Below are 12,884 nucleotides of genomic sequence, written 5' to 3' on the forward strand. Positions count from 1 at the left end.
CCAAAACCGCCGCTGCCTGAACGGGTCAGATGCCGCCCTCGATACGAAGGCCATCCGTCAAAAGCGCGGGCGTCATCGTGCGGAGAAAATCGCGCTTACTGTGTATCGACGACCAGCGTGCATGCCGTGATCAAAGCGACTTCGCAAGTAGCTAGCAAATTATCGATATCTGGTGGGCCCAAACACGCCCGAACTGCTGCGCCTCGTGGGGGATCTCTAGGGATGTTGTCGCTCAACAGCGCTGGCAGATATTCATCTTCCGTTTCAGCTGATCTTCATCCGCATGCTGTCGGGCGTTTTCTTCTTCCCAGGTCATCGGCTTGGACACCGACGAAGGTTTTGGCCCCATTGCGTTGGCACGCTTGCGGGTCCGTTGGTTTTGCGGGGAAGTCTCGGGTGGTGGTGGATATAGCCCGTCTGGCCCCACCGACCCCTCTTGGGCAATGCAAGCATTTCCGAATGCGCAGCAAATCGCGGCCAGCAATAGACCAGAACGGATGTTCATGGGTACTCCAAGCGCCAACTCGCGCGCCGCAAATTACGCCGCCGGGCACGCAATACCTTGTCCCGGCGGCGTGATATCCGTCCAGCCCCGGGACGGGATTAGCAAAAATCCCGGATGCACATGAGTATGGGCGTGGAGTGTGAAGGTTCAGTTCGCTTTTGGAGAATAGAAGCTCGTCGGTCCCACGAGCAAGGTCAAAACGCACCCGCCTCAAACTGATCGGCCGTGCTCAGTCCGCGGGGTGGGAGGGGGATGAGCCAAGTTCTCAACGGCCGACCTTTCCTCGCCCAGGCGCTGTTCCAAATACCGGCGCTCGAGGTCTGAGAGATTGGTTTTAAGCAGCCGTCGATATCGACTGATGTTGCTGTCATGGGCGCGCAGACGGGCCATTTCCTCGTCGGTCACGATGCCTCCATATGGATAAAAGAATTATAGAGAAATAGAGAAGCAATGATTGGCGACGCTTTTATGAAAGCAAGCTTCGTGCCTGGGCGTCTGGTTGTCAACAAAGAGAAAGCCCGGCCGGATGCGCCGTCACGCTGATGGAGCGTCAGGCGAACATCATTCGGGTGGTGGCGATGCTCCGTTATGCACAGGTCAACTAAAAGGCGACTGGACTTCAATATCTTGTCCTCTAGGTTGCGCTCTCTCAAGGCATAACCAAAGGGGCTGAAAATGGCAGATACCGCACCGGTAGTTCACATTGGCGAAAACTCGCCCGAGAAGGTGGCGTATGTGCTGATGGAAAGGATTGCTCAGATTGAGCGGAAATCGCTTCACGATCCCAACCCGAGTACGTCCGGCTGGACCGGTGCTGACCGCAAGTGGCTTCTCGATACTTACGCAGAGTGTCTAAACGCGGCCAAGGGATTCCGCTGACGCTTATTGGACAAATGTTGGACGCGAAGGGCGGGGCGCCGGCTAACTTGTTGAAAGCATTGGCGCTCCCTAGCGGAATCGAACCGCTCTCTCCACCGTGAAAGGGTGGCGTCCTAACCGATAGACGAAGGGAGCAAACCCAGGGCCCCGCCGCTTTTCGCGGCACGGCCGCTGGCCGCCCGAGTCATGCCCGGCGGCTGCAGCGGGCGAACCTATAATGGCCTTTGGCGCCCTGGGCAAGCCGTTCGGGAACGGTCTTTTGGCACCGGTGGATAGCATCCCACCCAAGGATCGGTCGGCCGAATTCAACGGTTTCTTAGGTTCCCTGAGCTAGCGCTGGACTGGGAGAATTTAAGCCGATGCCACCGCCCAAGAAGCGCGCAGCCCGCAAGTCGCTGTCGCAGCATGCCTGGATCACGCTCGACGGCGGATTCGCAGCGCGGCAATGCCTGGTCCAGGACATCTCCGCCACGGGCGCCAAGATCACGCTGGACGAGGATGCGAGCCAGCTCCCGGGCGTGATCCGGATGGCGTTCGCGCGCGATGCGCGGACCGGGCGGAGCTGCCAGGTGGTATGGCGCCGCGGCAAATCGGCCGGCATCAAGTTCATCTGATCCCCGGGCAAAGCGACCCCGATGGCGCGCGACGCCGGTCCGGGCTAGAACGGCCTGCATGCGTGCGCCGCTCCTGATCCTGATCTCGTTGCTGACGACGTCCGCGGCCGCGGCGGAAGCCTTGCGTCTGCCGCCTCCGGAGCGCCCACAGGCCGGCAAGGCCTTGCCGCTTAAGGGTGCCGGCGGGAGCGCGAAAGCGGGCTCCTGCGCCGCCTATGGCCGCGGCTTCCATCTGGTCGAGAGCACCGGCACCTGCGTCAAGATCGGCGGCTCGATCAGCGTCGAGACCACGGTCAGGCGCTGAGCCCCCATGCCGCCGGACATCATGCGGCCCGAGATCATCGTCCCGTTCGTGATGTATTGCGCGCTGCTGTGGTGGGTCGGCCGCGGCCTGAGCTGGACTGCGCGGCTCGCCACCGCGGCGGTCACGCTCGTGCTGATTTTCTGCGTGCTGCTGTTCGAGCGCGGCTGGCCTAAACAAAAAAACGCGAAAACAACCCCATGCACAGTAGCCGCCCCCCTCCCGGCGGCGCGCGGCAAAATGCCGATTCATCGTGCTCGTAACGGACTTTAAGCCGCGTCACCGCTCACGACATCGGCGGTGCCACAAATTGCGCAAAACCGGGCCGTTTGCCGAGCTCGGCGAGCCAGCGCGTCAGATGCGGCTGCGCGGGCCGGGTGATGCCCTCGACGCCGAGCCAGCGCCGCGCATAGGCGCCGATCGCAATGTCGGCGAGCGTGAACGCATCGCCGTCCATGAACGGACGCGTGGAGAGCAGGCGGTCCGCGATGGCCCAGACCTCGGCGGCGGCATCGGCATCCTTTTGCACCTGGATCATGTCTCGCTCGGCGGGCGGCGTGCGCACGATGCCCCAGAACACCGGGCGGTCGACCGGCTGCACCATCGACAGCGTCCAGTCGAGCCAGCGGTCGACGCTGGCGCGCAGCTTCGGCGCCTCGGGATAGATTTGCGTGCCGCGCCCGTGCGCGAGGCAGAGATAGCGCATGATCGAATTGGATTCCCACAGCGTGAAGTCGCCCTCGACCAGCGTCGGGATCCGCGCATTGGGGTTCATCGCGAGATAGTCGGCCTCGCGGGTCTTGCCGAACGCCATGCCGGCGTCGATGCGCTCGTAAGCCAGGCCGAGCTCGGCGAGGCACCACAGCACCTTCTGCACGTTGACCGAATTGGCGCGGCCCCAGATCGTCAGCTTTTGGTCCGGCACGTCATCCTCCCGCGGCGCTTCTTTCGGCGCGGGTAATAGCGGAATCCACTGCGGCGAGCGACGGGCGATTGCGCCGATCCTCTCATGCAAAAGGTCCGCATGCAAAAAGCTCCGCCCGAGGCGGAGCTTTCATTGCAAGGCAAAGCCTGGTCAGGCGATCAGCGGCCGAAGAACAGCCACAGCAAGATGATCACCGGGATCGGCACACCCAGCATCCACAACAAAATTCCGCGTCCCATCGCGTCCTCCTCCAATTGCATTGTCGAAGAGAGAACGCATAGGAGAGGGGCTGGTTCCGGCAAAAAGGCCTACCAATGGCCGATGTTGGGCATCGACGACCACGGCTCCTGCGGCGGCTTCGGATCGCCCTTCTGCAACAGCTCGATCGAGTGCAAATCCGGCGAGCGGACGAAGGCCATGTTGCCGTCGCGCGGCGGACGGTTGATGGTGACGCCGGCCTTCATCAGCTTCTCGCAGGTCGCGTAGATGTCGTCGACTTCATAGGCGAGATGGCCGAAGAAGCGATCCTCGCCGTATTTTTCCTCGTCCCAATTCCAGGTGAGCTCGACCAGCGGCGCGCCGCGCGTCTGCGGCTGCTTCTTGAGCGCCTCGAGATCGTCCGACGAGCACAGGAACACCAGCGTGAAACGCCCCTTGTCGTTCTCGATCCGCCGAACCTCCTTCAGCCCCAGCGCATCCTGGTAAAACTTCAGCGCGACATCGAGATTGCGCACGCGCAGCATGGTGTGGAGGTATCGCATGGTTGTTGCTCCCTGGGTGGATGGAGGGTTTTTGGTTCGGCCGAGCCGAAGGGAGTAGGAGATAGCAGGAAAATCCCAGCAGGGGCAGGGGGCGGGTGCACATGTGCATGAGGGTGAAGCCGGCTGATGAAGTAAATCAGCCGGCGAAATTTCAATGCACTTTCACCGCAAATCCAGTGCCGCACACGCGTCATTGGCTGTGTGTGCGGGCCAGTCTGCTGCCGCGACCTATTGCGCCGCGAGGCGGTTTCCGGCCTGCTCGATCGGCGGCATGAAGAGCGATACCGCGGTGCCTTCGGGGTCGCGAAACTGGAACGTCCTGTTGCCCCATGGCATCGTTTTCAACTTGTGCACCAGCGTAACCTTGTCTTTCAGGCGCTGATAATCCGCATCGATGTCTTCAACCTGAAACTCGATCACGGCGGTGCGGTCGGCGCCGGGCTCGGCACTGTTTTCTTTCCAGAGCGCGACCGTCTCGGCTGCGCCGATTGCCAGGTTGGCGCCCGGCGTCACGATCTTGGCGAACACCGGCGCGAGCCATTCGGCGGAAACTCCGGTCACCATTTCGTAGAACGAAACCATGATTTTGATGTCAGTGGCGATCAGGCGAGTGGAGGCGTACTTCATGACATGTCCTTTGTTGACCCCAGATTGAGCGGCATCGCGGCGCTCGTCGCACATCGCTGCTGCCACCCTGATGTCAGCAGTCACGATGCCGCGCCGAGCGCGCCGTGAATGGCGATGGCAGTGCTCAAGCGCTAGAAAACGAGCCCTTCACGAAGCTCCACAGCGCTAACCGGGTCCTCAGAACGGTGACGCAAACCGCAGAACTTGGCCACCTCATTCACGGGGGACACGGGGTTGTTTAGCCGTTGGCAGATGAACTCCCCGCGGAGCTGACGCGACTAACCGCTATGGCCAATATTCTAGGCGAGCTTCTGTTTGCACTTATCCGCTCGATTGTTGCCGGATGGGCGTATGCGCTCTGGGTCAAACTGGCGACATGGCTCGAGCCGAAAATCCAACGGCGTTGGGTGAAGATTGCCGTAGGAGGCCTCCTCGGCCTGGCAGCCTTTTTTATGATTCCGCATCGTGATGGCGCTGTTGGGCCTTTGAAGACAATGAAATCCGTTCTCACCGTCGCACTGGCAATCGGGGCCCTCGTCTCGACGGTGCTGCTCGTCATGGAGCAGCTAACCGACTACTCCACCCCTGTGATGGCATGGGAGATGCCGGGTATATCCGCAGCTTACCTTTTCTGGGGAGCTGTCGGCAGTTCCGTTTTCTTGGGCGTCGCCATCACTTGGGCCGTGAACGCCATCGTTTACGGGGCGCCCGCTTTCGTTGTCCTTACAGTCATCAAGCTGGCAATCCGCGATCTGCCGAAGTGACAGAACTGAGCTCGGCGCGGAGCCGATGCTCAGCGCGCTCAAGAAAATGAGCGGCAGCAGGTCATGCAAGGCGCCTGACGCGCCTTGCATGATCGTCTGAAATTTCGCCTGCCGGCGAGCGGCCGGACGGCCGACATCATGAACCACGACGGAGTTGGAGGCGACGAATTCCCGTAAACGAAGGTCTCTCGTCGTGAAATGGTTTAGACGATACGCAGTTGGCTGCCTGATCGCGGTGCTCCTGTTCTCGGGCCGAGACAGTTACAAACGGCCCGGCGAAGACATGCGCTACGGGGCCATCCTTATGGTAGCCGCCGGTTGGCCTGTTGTTGCCGCGATTGTCGTGGGAAGCACCATCGGTGACATCGTACATGACGTGAAGCAAGGCAAAGCAGGATGAGTGCCCGGCTCGCAAAGCGACAGGCCCCGATCCCGGCATTGAAGTTGTGGAATCGACATTGCGGGATCGTGCGCTCAATCGACGCTGTTTGTGCCCGACGAAATGCAGCGCGCTCAACGTTTGTGAATGCAGCGTTGGCCGAACGCCTGCAACCTTCCCGCGACACTTCTGATCATCGGTGAGTCATGTTCTTCCGTCTCGCAGGGGCGGGGCGTACATGCCCGCTGTCTACTTCTCGAGCCCGGCCTTTTGCCGCATCGTGTCGATCAGCTCTGACGCCTCTGCCTTGGTCAGATCCTTCTTGGGGAGGGGCTTGTGCGCCTGCTCGGCGAGGGTCTTGAGGTAGGATTCCTGGGCGCCGGTCATCGGGTCGTCGCCGGAAACCCAATCCTTCGGATCCTTTTGTGCGTTGTCCCCGGTGTTGTCAGCTGTCTTGTCAGCCATCGCGATCTCTCCTTTTCCACCTAACGTCGGCGCGCGCTTGTCGTTCCTCATTTGTTCGTCAGTCGAAAACGTGCGGAAATTGAACGTCTCGAGATCTGCCATGAAGAACCGACCTACTGGCCAGCGCGGAACAAGCGCTCCCGCCAAGCGTAGGTTCTGCATGAGCGAGAACCTGTCCCATCTCATCGAACATTCCGTGCAGATCGCCTGGGATTATCTGGAGCGCACCGCACAAATCAGCGACGCGCCGTTCACCAGCCGCTTTCTCTCGGCCGCCGTCGAAGAGATGGTCCGCAAGGGCGAGCACAGACGCCTCATGCTGGCCAACCGGGCCATCACGGCGTTCGAGCGGCTTTCCAATAGGCAAGCTGCATAGATCGGTCCCCGGCCTTCGGTCGTCACTGCGCGGCGGTCCTGCAGTTCTCCGAGTGCAATTTGTTGAACCCCGGCGAAGCCCGGCGCGACCAACCGCCATGCTGCAAAGCCTGCTCGGCATCGGAATTGGCTTCGCGGCCTATGTGCTGAGACACCAAAGAGGAAAGTCGTGAAGGCGATCACACTGCTCGCGGTGGCGGCCATGCTGCTGGTGGAAATCTTCGGGTCGAAGGCGAGCGTCGGCGGCTCGATGCGCTTCATGCTGGTCTTTGTGCTCGTGATGCTGGCTGTCGCGATCTACGAGGCTTGGTCGAACGAGCGCGGCGCGATCGGATGGATCGTCAACCTGTTCGCTTCGGCGGTTGGCGGGCTGGTTGCGGTTGCCCTGATCGGGATGGCCGTGGAGGCGATGCTGCCATACCTTCACCTCGAAGGTTCGCTCGCGTCCTCGCAACATCCCCTGAAATACGTCCTAGTCGCAGCCATTGCGATCTGCATGGTGCTGGGATCATGGCTGCCGCTGTTGGCCGTCAACCGGTTTCGTCACTGAAGGGCACCCGGCGTCGCGCTCCCTAGCGCTTTGCTTCCTGCTTGCCACGCCTGATTTCCTCGGCTTCGTCCACGAGCTTCAAGGCGGCGCCGTCATAGCTGAGCTTCAGGCCACGGCCGACGGTCCATATTCATCCTTCCCGAGCGTCGCGGGTTGGCTGGGCGTTGAACTGGTCGGAGATCGATTTGACTGCAGCGTCTTGGGGACCGGATTGTTCAACTCCGCAATGACGCGCCAGATGGGATGTTTGGGATCGGGATTCCCAGGGTCAACGTCGTCGGCAAAGATCGTGACCTTGGCGCCGTCGACTGCGCACTCCAGGACGTAGGAATCGCGAATCTGACGGCAGCGGTAGCGACGTTGCGTGACGAGCTTGTTGGTTTCGTCGAATGTCATCCCTGGCGAAAAGCCGAGGATGTCGGGCTTCTTCACGAGTGCCAGTGACGCAGGCTTTAGAAAGCCGGGCTGTACCGCCACGAGAACGGCGGCAACAACAACGATCAAGCCGGCGACAACAATGGCAATCTTCATCAGCCCCTCACAAGAAACGTTCGACCATACAACAGCCGGAGCGTTCTACCAGCCATCGCCCTGCATGCTTCGAGCCTCCGGCTATTTTTGTAGGACGGCACCTTCGGAGGATCACAGCTTCGGAAGATCGCATGGGCACGTATCGGCTGGTCATGAACGTGAAAAACCGCCCCTGACATGACCAGGGGCGGCTTTCACCAAAAGGGGGTTTCGAACGCGATCTAGTGACCGGTGCCCGGCTTCGTCGTCTTCGGCGGCTTGCCGTCTTCGATCCGGCCTTCGTTGCGCAAGTCACGACCTTCCTGGGCCTTCTTCTGGCTCTCGGGGGACTTGCCGTGTTCGTTCATCTCTTCTTTGATGAATCCGGCGCCTTCCTTCACTTTACCTTCAACGCTCATGACGATCTCCTTGCTGGAGATGGGGCAACTCGCGGCAAGACCTGACCGTTCCGGTGCGCGCACGATTGTGAGGAGTGCATTCGACAGGTTCCAAAGACCCTTGTCATGAAATGGCCGCGCCGCTTGTGGAAGCGACGCGGCCGGGAAGCGAGCCGTACAGGAAACCGGCTTACTTCTTGTTGCTGCGGGTCTTGGTACCGCCCTGGTCGCTGCCCGGGCCGGAGCCGCCCTGGCCGGAGGCGTCGGGCCTCACCATTCCGCCCTTGCTCATGCCGTCATGGCTCACGCCGGTCGTGCCGCTGCTCATCGTGCCCTTGTCCGTGTTGGTCATGCCGGGCTTCTGCATGTTGTCGGACTGCGCGGCGGGGCCGGTCTGGGTCTGGGCCAAGGCAGAGCCGCACATGAGGCCGAGGGCGGCGGTCGCAATGACGAGCTTCTTCATCTCAAACTCCTGGTTGGTTGTGTGGGCCAACGGGAGCGCAGAAACCGTGTTCCTAAAACAAGGCGTTCCGGAGTGCAAAAATTCTCGTCTGCAACGAGGCGTTGTCGGTTCTGCTTGAATCAGAACCGCTCCAGATTGTTGTGACGCGTTTTCGTCGCGCGAACTTGAAAACGCTCTAAGCCGCAAGCCGCTGATCGGCCGGGCCCGTCAGGTGCTTGAGCACTTCCGCGTGCTCCAGGTCGGGAACCGCAATGGCCGTGTGGCTGTAGCTCGTATTGGTTCGTGAGTTTGCAATCCTGTCCAGGATCTCGCCGCCCTTGATGACGTGGAGACCCATGCCCTCTCCCGACGGGAAGATCGCGAGCACCACGTCATAGGCTGTGATGACGGCGCGAAGCGCTTCGGCCTTGTCTTCGGCAATGTCGACGAACACGCGAACATCGGCCGCGAGTTCACGCAGCTCGTTAAAATCCAGCACTGTGGGGTACTCCAACGCAACGATACTAAGAGGAGCTTGGAGGCGTTAGGTTACCGAAGTCTCAACGGCGCATGCCCAGCCAAAGGTTTATCGACCAGGCGCTCCCGTCCAGCCGATAGGACGCGCGGGCGTTGCCGCTTGCTCGGCAAGGCGCCGGCACGGAAAGAACCTATGGAGCGGGAGGGACGAAGCGCGCCTCATACCCATACGGGCGTCACGCGATACGCGCGTGACTCATGCGCGGTTTACTTGGCGTATCCCTGGGAGCGGAGCCACGCGATCTTGCGGTCGCCATTGATCCAGTCGTCGGCGTCTGCCTTGCTGGTGAAGCCCTTGATTTCGCGCTGTTCGCTGTCCGGGTAATCCGCCAGGATTTTCCAGTCGTTGTCTGCAATGCGGACGGTTTTGAAGGTCACTTTTGTTTTTGCCATGCCGCATTATGCAGGAGATGGCCGGAAAAGAGAACCTGCCTTGTGACGGTCACCGGGGTGGCCGGGCGCAGACCTCGGGGGCCAGCCTGATCGGCAGTGCGGGGCCGGGTCCAGGCAAAGACGAAAGCCCCGCCTGGGGGAAGCGGGGCTCTCTGATGGGGGGTGAAGCTTGGGGACTTCAAAGAGTTAGACGCCTCGGGGAGAAAATGGTTCAACGCGAAAACGGCGGAAGCTGCGGCATCTTTGCCGGGGCGTCCGGCCCTCCGCAGAACCCCTGCTTGCGTTTTGGGCGTCGATGGGTTCTAAGCCCCGTCACTTCATGAAAGTTGGCATGAAACAGAAGCGCGTTGCGCGGTCGGACCGCGTCCTGAGCAAAGCCTGCTCGCGCGCACAGAAGGAAATTCAGACATGGCGAAGATGACGAAGACTCAGTTGATCGATGCAATTGCCGAGGGCACGCAGCTGTCGAAGAACGACGTGAAGTCGGTCATCGAGTACATGGCGACGGTCGGCTACAAGGAGCTCAACGAGTCCGGCGAGTTCGTCATTCCCGGCTTCGTGAAGATGTCGGTGGTGAACAAGCCGGCGACCGAAGCCCGCATGGGCGTCAATCCCTTCACCAAGGAGCCGATGCAGTTCGCCGCGAAGCCGGCGAGCAAGTCGGTGAAGGCCTCGCCGCTGAAGGTGGCCAAAGACTCCGTCTAAGGGCTCGCGTTTTCGTTGCGGAGGCTTCTTTTCGCGGAGCGCTGCAATGATTGCTTGCTTGTGCTGAACCAATAAGGAACTCTCTTAAGGAACTCTAGGGCGTCGTCAGGCTTTGCTTCCGAAAGGGAGAAATCACATGACTGGTCTCAGCGAAGAAGAGATTCGAAATCGGGCCTATCACCTCTGGAAGGAGGCTGGCGAGCCCGCAGGCACGATGGACACCTTCTGGTATGAGGCCGAAAAGGAGCTTCTCGCCGAGCGGACCAAGCAAGGCGAAGTCCCACCCGGCATGACCGACAATTTGTCGGTCTGACTTTGCTGGTTCAACAGGCGGACAGGGGCGAGCGTCGACAGTTCTCAAAGCAGCCATTCGGCGTAACGCCCGGGTGGCTGCTTTGCTGTTCGGGCCCTCGTTCGAATCGAGTCGCCTCTGTGCGGCCGCCTCAAAGAAAAACCCCGGTCTTGGGGACCGGGGCTCTTCAAGCTGGTCGGCCGCGTTGCGACATGCCGCCAGCACCACCGAATTCGACCTGACAACGCGGGGCGGGAAAACTCGTTCCGGCCGCTAGTCCGGCGATACGGACACGTCACCGGCGTATCGACCTGGCGCTCGCGCCAGACGATGAGATCGCATTTGGGATTGAGCCACTGATGTTCGGAGCCGCGCGCCTTCAGGTGCGCGAGCGCTGCATCATGTGCGGCGGTCTGATCCGGCGCTTCGACCATGATCTCCACGGTCTCTTCGATCTGACGCACCACTTCGACGGCGTAGTATTTTCTGGTCACGATCCCTAGCTCCGGAATGACTAACGGGGAGGGCGGTGGCGCGTTCCCCAAAAGAAAAACCCCGCGCCTTCGCACGGGGCCTTCTTGGCTGGCGGGGAAGGGATTTCAGCGCCTAGCCGCCGCGCCGTGGCTCGAACTTAAGGTTGAAAACCTAAAAAGCAACCGTCGGCGCGCGGAAGGCTCGAGGCGATGTGCCCGGCGAATTTCACGGGAGGGGCTGGACTTGTTGTTCCTATTTTGTTCTAGTGACGCATCTCTTTTGGCAGCGACATTGTTTTGGAGGTGCCCATGACTGTCGAGAAACAGCGGGAAGTAATCAGGCTCTGGAATCAGCTCAGGAAGCTTGATGGTCCGGCCGCGGAAGAACTCCGCATCCAGATCCTCGAATGCTTTTCGGAGAAGGATCTATCGAAGGACACGGCGAAGCGAGCGGCGTGATGAGCATCGCACTAGCTCGATGACAACAGGCAATCGCGCGCGCCTTCACCGATCGTTAGGGATCGTTTTGCGCTGGATTTCTCGACTCCGATTCGTTCCTTGCGAACGAAATGGAGTCGGATGCAGAACAAGTCGTGGCTTCTGTGTCGATGCGGGACACGCCTTTCCTGACCAAGCCGGCGTGATGCTTCGCATAGTCCCGTTCGCCTGTCCTCGCTACGAGTGAGGCGAGGGAGACGCGACATGGATGCGTGCTGTTGCTCGAGATGTTCGCCGAGATCGCAAAAGTGTTTTGGTACGACCGCACCCGCGCTTGCGCAACGACAGGCCCTCGGTGCCGCCGGTGCCACCGCGGTCGAAATCCGAAGACGGGATGTGAGCGCGCGATCGTTGGCGACTGCGGTCGTTTGCGTGCGAACGATATATTAAGGCTTGCTTCGTGCCGATTTCTGCGATTCCGATTCGCTCTCCGAGAACGAAAGGCAGGCGAAGCTGGAACAAAGCCGGACGACGGATCACCACAAGCTTCGCTTCACCGTCTCGACGCTCTCCGTCGCCGGCGCTATCGTTGCTCCAGCGGCGGACGCAACATGAAGAACGGGCTTTATTCCATCCACCTCCACATGCTCGACGGCCTGAAGGGGCGCGACAGCGGCGTGCTGATCCTGCGTGACGGCGTTCTGCTCGGCGGCGGGCCGTATTTCTGGTCGCGCGGCGTCTACACGGAACGGCAATTCGAACAACGGCCCTTCGAAACACGGGACCTGGAAGGGCGAGCTTGTCACCAACCAGCACACGCCGTTTGCGGATGGCTTCGCCCGGCCGCTGTTCGGCGGAGTGGAGGCAACGAGCGGCTTCTCCGGGACGTTCAGCGACGACACGGCCGAGGTGTTCGGCACCGTGCTGGTCGCAGGCCATCGCAGCCTCGGTTTTCGTGCGAGCCTGAAGCGGCTCGCCGAGTTCTGAAGACGCGTGTTCTGAAGACGCTTGTTCTGAAGAGGCTTGGCGAACTCCTAACGGAAGCTTGCCGCGAAGCCGATAACCCTATTCGGTTAGGTTAAAAGCGCAATCGCGTTGCACTTGCCGCCACTTGCGATAGGTGTCTGGCGAAGACGCGATCCGACTTTGGCCAACAAGCGACTTTGGCCAACAAGCAATTTTGCCAAGAACGAATTCATGACACCTTTTTCAGAACCGTCCTTTTATCAGGGCGACCGCCACACCTACCGGCGCATCGCCATCGTCGGCACGCTCTTTTGTCTGGCTTTCGTGGTGATCAGCGTCTCGCTGCGGCCACAGCTCGAGGACACGCGTGTCGCGGTCAAAGCCGACAGGCTGATGCGTACGGCGGGCCAGCTACCGCACACGAATTAACGGTCGTCGGTGGAGGTCTGATGGTCGGCGCAATTGCTTGGGCACGCGGTGCCGTGTGAGGCGAGCGCCACGAAGCCGGCATAGCCGGACAGGTTGAGCAGGATTTCGAGCCAAACGGGCATGTCGGCCTCCTTTCTCCTTGAAGGCTACGCCAAC

At 60.7% G+C, this 12,884-nt stretch carries 22 protein-coding genes, 1 tRNA gene and 2 pseudogenes; 13 read left to right on the plus strand and 12 right to left on the minus strand.

Annotated features, from left to right (window positions below; all coding sequences use genetic code 11):
• Positions 1 to 232: 232 nt before the first annotated feature.
• Complete coding sequence (locus tag IVB42_RS12675) at positions 233 to 505, minus strand: hypothetical protein (protein ID WP_247398859.1); 273 nt, start codon at positions 503 to 505, stop codon at positions 233 to 235.
• Between the two features lie 675 nt (positions 506 to 1,180).
• Here IVB42_RS12675 and IVB42_RS12680 point away from each other — a divergent pair.
• Complete coding sequence (locus IVB42_RS12680) at positions 1,181 to 1,384, plus strand: hypothetical protein (RefSeq protein ID WP_247398856.1); 204 nt, start codon at positions 1,181 to 1,183, stop codon at positions 1,382 to 1,384.
• 60 nt (positions 1,385 to 1,444) lie between these two features.
• Here the strand turns inward: IVB42_RS12680 and IVB42_RS12685 are convergent.
• Positions 1,445 to 1,519, minus strand: a tRNA-Glu gene (locus IVB42_RS12685).
• Positions 1,520 to 1,743: 224 nt separating this feature from the next.
• On the opposite strand from IVB42_RS12685, the gene IVB42_RS12690 reads away from it, so the two are divergent.
• Genes IVB42_RS12690 through IVB42_RS12700 form a run of 3 tightly spaced genes read left to right on the plus strand, consistent with a single transcriptional unit; the run spans position 1,744 to position 2,572 of the window.
• Positions 1,744 to 1,998 (plus strand): PilZ domain-containing protein, encoded by a 255-nt coding sequence (locus IVB42_RS12690; protein ID WP_007591415.1) that lies wholly within the window; start codon positions 1,744 to 1,746, stop codon positions 1,996 to 1,998.
• A 58-nt stretch (positions 1,999 to 2,056) separates the two neighbouring features.
• Positions 2,057 to 2,302 carry a hypothetical protein gene (locus IVB42_RS12695; protein ID WP_204511122.1) on the plus strand — a complete coding sequence of 82 codons (246 nt, stop codon included), beginning with the start codon at positions 2,057 to 2,059 and terminating at the stop codon, positions 2,300 to 2,302.
• 6 nt (positions 2,303 to 2,308) lie between these two features.
• Positions 2,309 to 2,572 (plus strand): hypothetical protein, encoded by a 264-nt coding sequence (locus tag IVB42_RS12700; RefSeq protein WP_247297691.1) that lies wholly within the window; start codon positions 2,309 to 2,311, stop codon positions 2,570 to 2,572.
• Between the two features lie 13 nt (positions 2,573 to 2,585).
• Here IVB42_RS12700 and IVB42_RS12705 read toward each other — a convergent pair whose 3' ends face one another.
• From IVB42_RS12705 to IVB42_RS12715, 3 genes are all read right to left on the minus strand, one after another.
• Positions 2,586 to 3,224, minus strand: coding sequence for a glutathione S-transferase (locus IVB42_RS12705; RefSeq protein WP_247297364.1), 639 nt, complete (start codon positions 3,222 to 3,224; stop codon positions 2,586 to 2,588).
• 308 nt (positions 3,225 to 3,532) lie between these two features.
• A complete protein-coding gene (locus IVB42_RS12710; protein WP_085358759.1) occupies positions 3,533 to 3,985 on the minus strand; it encodes a VOC family protein in 453 nt (150 codons plus the stop codon).
• Between the two features lie 228 nt (positions 3,986 to 4,213).
• Positions 4,214 to 4,612, minus strand: coding sequence for a VOC family protein (locus IVB42_RS12715; protein ID WP_247297663.1), 399 nt, complete (start codon positions 4,610 to 4,612; stop codon positions 4,214 to 4,216).
• 287 nt (positions 4,613 to 4,899) lie between these two features.
• Between IVB42_RS12715 and IVB42_RS12720 the strand changes: the two genes are divergently transcribed.
• Positions 4,900 to 5,376 (plus strand): hypothetical protein, encoded by a 477-nt coding sequence (locus IVB42_RS12720; RefSeq protein WP_247398853.1) that lies wholly within the window; start codon positions 4,900 to 4,902, stop codon positions 5,374 to 5,376.
• 628 nt (positions 5,377 to 6,004) lie between these two features.
• Here IVB42_RS12720 and IVB42_RS12725 read toward each other — a convergent pair.
• The gene (locus tag IVB42_RS12725; RefSeq protein ID WP_247398862.1) at positions 6,005 to 6,220 is read right to left on the minus strand and encodes a DUF3072 domain-containing protein; all 216 of its coding nucleotides are present in this window, start codon (positions 6,218 to 6,220) and stop codon (positions 6,005 to 6,007) included.
• A 160-nt stretch (positions 6,221 to 6,380) separates the two neighbouring features.
• On the opposite strand from IVB42_RS12725, the gene IVB42_RS12730 reads away from it, so the two are divergent.
• Both IVB42_RS12730 and IVB42_RS12735 read left to right on the plus strand, forming a co-directional pair.
• Entirely contained in the window at positions 6,381 to 6,596 is a 216-nt protein-coding gene (locus tag IVB42_RS12730) for a hypothetical protein (RefSeq protein WP_247297362.1), read from the plus strand.
• Positions 6,597 to 6,764: 168 nt separating this feature from the next.
• A complete protein-coding gene (locus IVB42_RS12735; RefSeq protein ID WP_247398852.1) occupies positions 6,765 to 7,145 on the plus strand; it encodes a hypothetical protein in 381 nt (126 codons plus the stop codon).
• Positions 7,146 to 7,167: 22 nt separating this feature from the next.
• On the opposite strand, the pseudogene IVB42_RS12740 reads toward IVB42_RS12735, so the two are convergent.
• The 5 genes and pseudogenes from IVB42_RS12740 to IVB42_RS12760 form a co-directional block, all read right to left on the minus strand.
• Positions 7,168 to 7,676 (minus strand): annotated as a pseudogene (locus IVB42_RS12740) (hypothetical protein).
• Positions 7,677 to 7,897: 221 nt separating this feature from the next.
• Complete coding sequence (locus IVB42_RS12745; protein ID WP_007610124.1) at positions 7,898 to 8,074, minus strand: hypothetical protein; 177 nt, start codon at positions 8,072 to 8,074, stop codon at positions 7,898 to 7,900.
• A gap of 169 nt (positions 8,075 to 8,243) precedes the next feature.
• The gene (locus IVB42_RS12750; protein ID WP_247368482.1) at positions 8,244 to 8,516 is read right to left on the minus strand and encodes a hypothetical protein; all 273 of its coding nucleotides are present in this window, start codon (positions 8,514 to 8,516) and stop codon (positions 8,244 to 8,246) included.
• 175 nt (positions 8,517 to 8,691) lie between these two features.
• Positions 8,692 to 8,994 carry a hypothetical protein gene (locus tag IVB42_RS12755; protein ID WP_018454373.1) on the minus strand — a complete coding sequence of 101 codons (303 nt, stop codon included), beginning with the start codon at positions 8,992 to 8,994 and terminating at the stop codon, positions 8,692 to 8,694.
• Between the two features lie 245 nt (positions 8,995 to 9,239).
• On the minus strand, positions 9,240 to 9,425 hold the full coding sequence (locus IVB42_RS12760; protein ID WP_007591378.1) for a hypothetical protein: 186 nt from the start codon (positions 9,423 to 9,425) through the stop codon (positions 9,240 to 9,242).
• 408 nt (positions 9,426 to 9,833) lie between these two features.
• On the opposite strand from IVB42_RS12760, the gene IVB42_RS12765 reads away from it, so the two are divergent.
• The 6 genes and pseudogenes from IVB42_RS12765 to IVB42_RS12790 all read left to right on the plus strand — a co-directional run bounded on the left by IVB42_RS12765 (position 9,834) and on the right by IVB42_RS12790 (position 12,728).
• On the plus strand, positions 9,834 to 10,130 hold the full coding sequence (locus IVB42_RS12765; RefSeq protein WP_007591377.1) for an HU family DNA-binding protein: 297 nt from the start codon (positions 9,834 to 9,836) through the stop codon (positions 10,128 to 10,130).
• 136 nt (positions 10,131 to 10,266) lie between these two features.
• Positions 10,267 to 10,443: a DUF2934 domain-containing protein gene (locus IVB42_RS12770; RefSeq protein ID WP_018454372.1), complete on the plus strand. Its 177-nt coding sequence runs from the start codon at positions 10,267 to 10,269 to the stop codon at positions 10,441 to 10,443.
• Positions 10,444 to 10,781: 338 nt separating this feature from the next.
• Positions 10,782 to 10,925: a hypothetical protein gene (locus tag IVB42_RS12775; protein WP_247297358.1), complete on the plus strand. Its 144-nt coding sequence runs from the start codon at positions 10,782 to 10,784 to the stop codon at positions 10,923 to 10,925.
• Between the two features lie 279 nt (positions 10,926 to 11,204).
• Positions 11,205 to 11,354 (plus strand): hypothetical protein, encoded by a 150-nt coding sequence (locus tag IVB42_RS12780; RefSeq protein ID WP_247297357.1) that lies wholly within the window; start codon positions 11,205 to 11,207, stop codon positions 11,352 to 11,354.
• A 590-nt stretch (positions 11,355 to 11,944) separates the two neighbouring features.
• Positions 11,945 to 12,320, plus strand: a pseudogene (locus tag IVB42_RS12785) (GrlR family regulatory protein).
• Positions 12,321 to 12,530: 210 nt separating this feature from the next.
• Complete coding sequence (locus IVB42_RS12790; RefSeq protein ID WP_247296834.1) at positions 12,531 to 12,728, plus strand: hypothetical protein; 198 nt, start codon at positions 12,531 to 12,533, stop codon at positions 12,726 to 12,728.
• Here IVB42_RS12790 and IVB42_RS42035 read toward each other — a convergent pair.
• Complete coding sequence (locus IVB42_RS42035; RefSeq protein ID WP_256464728.1) at positions 12,725 to 12,850, minus strand: hypothetical protein; 126 nt, start codon at positions 12,848 to 12,850, stop codon at positions 12,725 to 12,727. The two genes, IVB42_RS12790 and IVB42_RS42035, sit on opposite strands and share 4 nt — an antisense overlap.
• Positions 12,851 to 12,884: the final 34 nt, after the last annotated feature.

The organism is Bradyrhizobium sp. 45, assembly GCF_023073155.1.
In the GTDB taxonomy this organism is placed as follows: Bacteria; Pseudomonadota; Alphaproteobacteria; order Rhizobiales; family Xanthobacteraceae; genus Bradyrhizobium; species Bradyrhizobium canariense_D.

Coding starts and splice junctions, on each gene's coding strand:
- IVB42_RS12780 (WP_247297357.1), top strand. CDS start 11,205: ATGACTGTCGAGAAACAGCGGGAAGTAATCAGGCTCTGGAATCAGCTC.
- IVB42_RS12720 (WP_247398853.1), top strand. CDS start 4,900: ATGGCCAATATTCTAGGCGAGCTTCTGTTTGCACTTATCCGCTCGATT.
- IVB42_RS12725 (WP_247398862.1), bottom strand. CDS start 6,220: ATGGCTGACAAGACAGCTGACAACACCGGGGACAACGCACAAAAGGAT.
- IVB42_RS12675 (WP_247398859.1), bottom strand. CDS start 505: ATGAACATCCGTTCTGGTCTATTGCTGGCCGCGATTTGCTGCGCATTC.
- IVB42_RS12765 (WP_007591377.1), top strand. CDS start 9,834: ATGGCGAAGATGACGAAGACTCAGTTGATCGATGCAATTGCCGAGGGC.
- IVB42_RS12680 (WP_247398856.1), top strand. CDS start 1,181: ATGGCAGATACCGCACCGGTAGTTCACATTGGCGAAAACTCGCCCGAG.
- IVB42_RS12690 (WP_007591415.1), top strand. CDS start 1,744: ATGCCACCGCCCAAGAAGCGCGCAGCCCGCAAGTCGCTGTCGCAGCAT.
- IVB42_RS12710 (WP_085358759.1), bottom strand. CDS start 3,985: ATGCGATACCTCCACACCATGCTGCGCGTGCGCAATCTCGATGTCGCG.
- IVB42_RS12745 (WP_007610124.1), bottom strand. CDS start 8,074: ATGAGCGTTGAAGGTAAAGTGAAGGAAGGCGCCGGATTCATCAAAGAA.
- IVB42_RS12750 (WP_247368482.1), bottom strand. CDS start 8,516: ATGAAGAAGCTCGTCATTGCGACCGCCGCCCTCGGCCTCATGTGCGGC.
- IVB42_RS12695 (WP_204511122.1), top strand. CDS start 2,057: ATGCGTGCGCCGCTCCTGATCCTGATCTCGTTGCTGACGACGTCCGCG.
- IVB42_RS12700 (WP_247297691.1), top strand. CDS start 2,309: ATGCCGCCGGACATCATGCGGCCCGAGATCATCGTCCCGTTCGTGATG.
- IVB42_RS12760 (WP_007591378.1), bottom strand. CDS start 9,425: ATGGCAAAAACAAAAGTGACCTTCAAAACCGTCCGCATTGCAGACAAC.
- IVB42_RS12730 (WP_247297362.1), top strand. CDS start 6,381: ATGAGCGAGAACCTGTCCCATCTCATCGAACATTCCGTGCAGATCGCC.
- IVB42_RS12775 (WP_247297358.1), top strand. CDS start 10,782: ATGTTCGGAGCCGCGCGCCTTCAGGTGCGCGAGCGCTGCATCATGTGC.
- IVB42_RS12715 (WP_247297663.1), bottom strand. CDS start 4,612: ATGAAGTACGCCTCCACTCGCCTGATCGCCACTGACATCAAAATCATG.
- IVB42_RS42035 (WP_256464728.1), bottom strand. CDS start 12,850: ATGCCCGTTTGGCTCGAAATCCTGCTCAACCTGTCCGGCTATGCCGGC.
- IVB42_RS12770 (WP_018454372.1), top strand. CDS start 10,267: ATGACTGGTCTCAGCGAAGAAGAGATTCGAAATCGGGCCTATCACCTC.
- IVB42_RS12790 (WP_247296834.1), top strand. CDS start 12,531: ATGACACCTTTTTCAGAACCGTCCTTTTATCAGGGCGACCGCCACACC.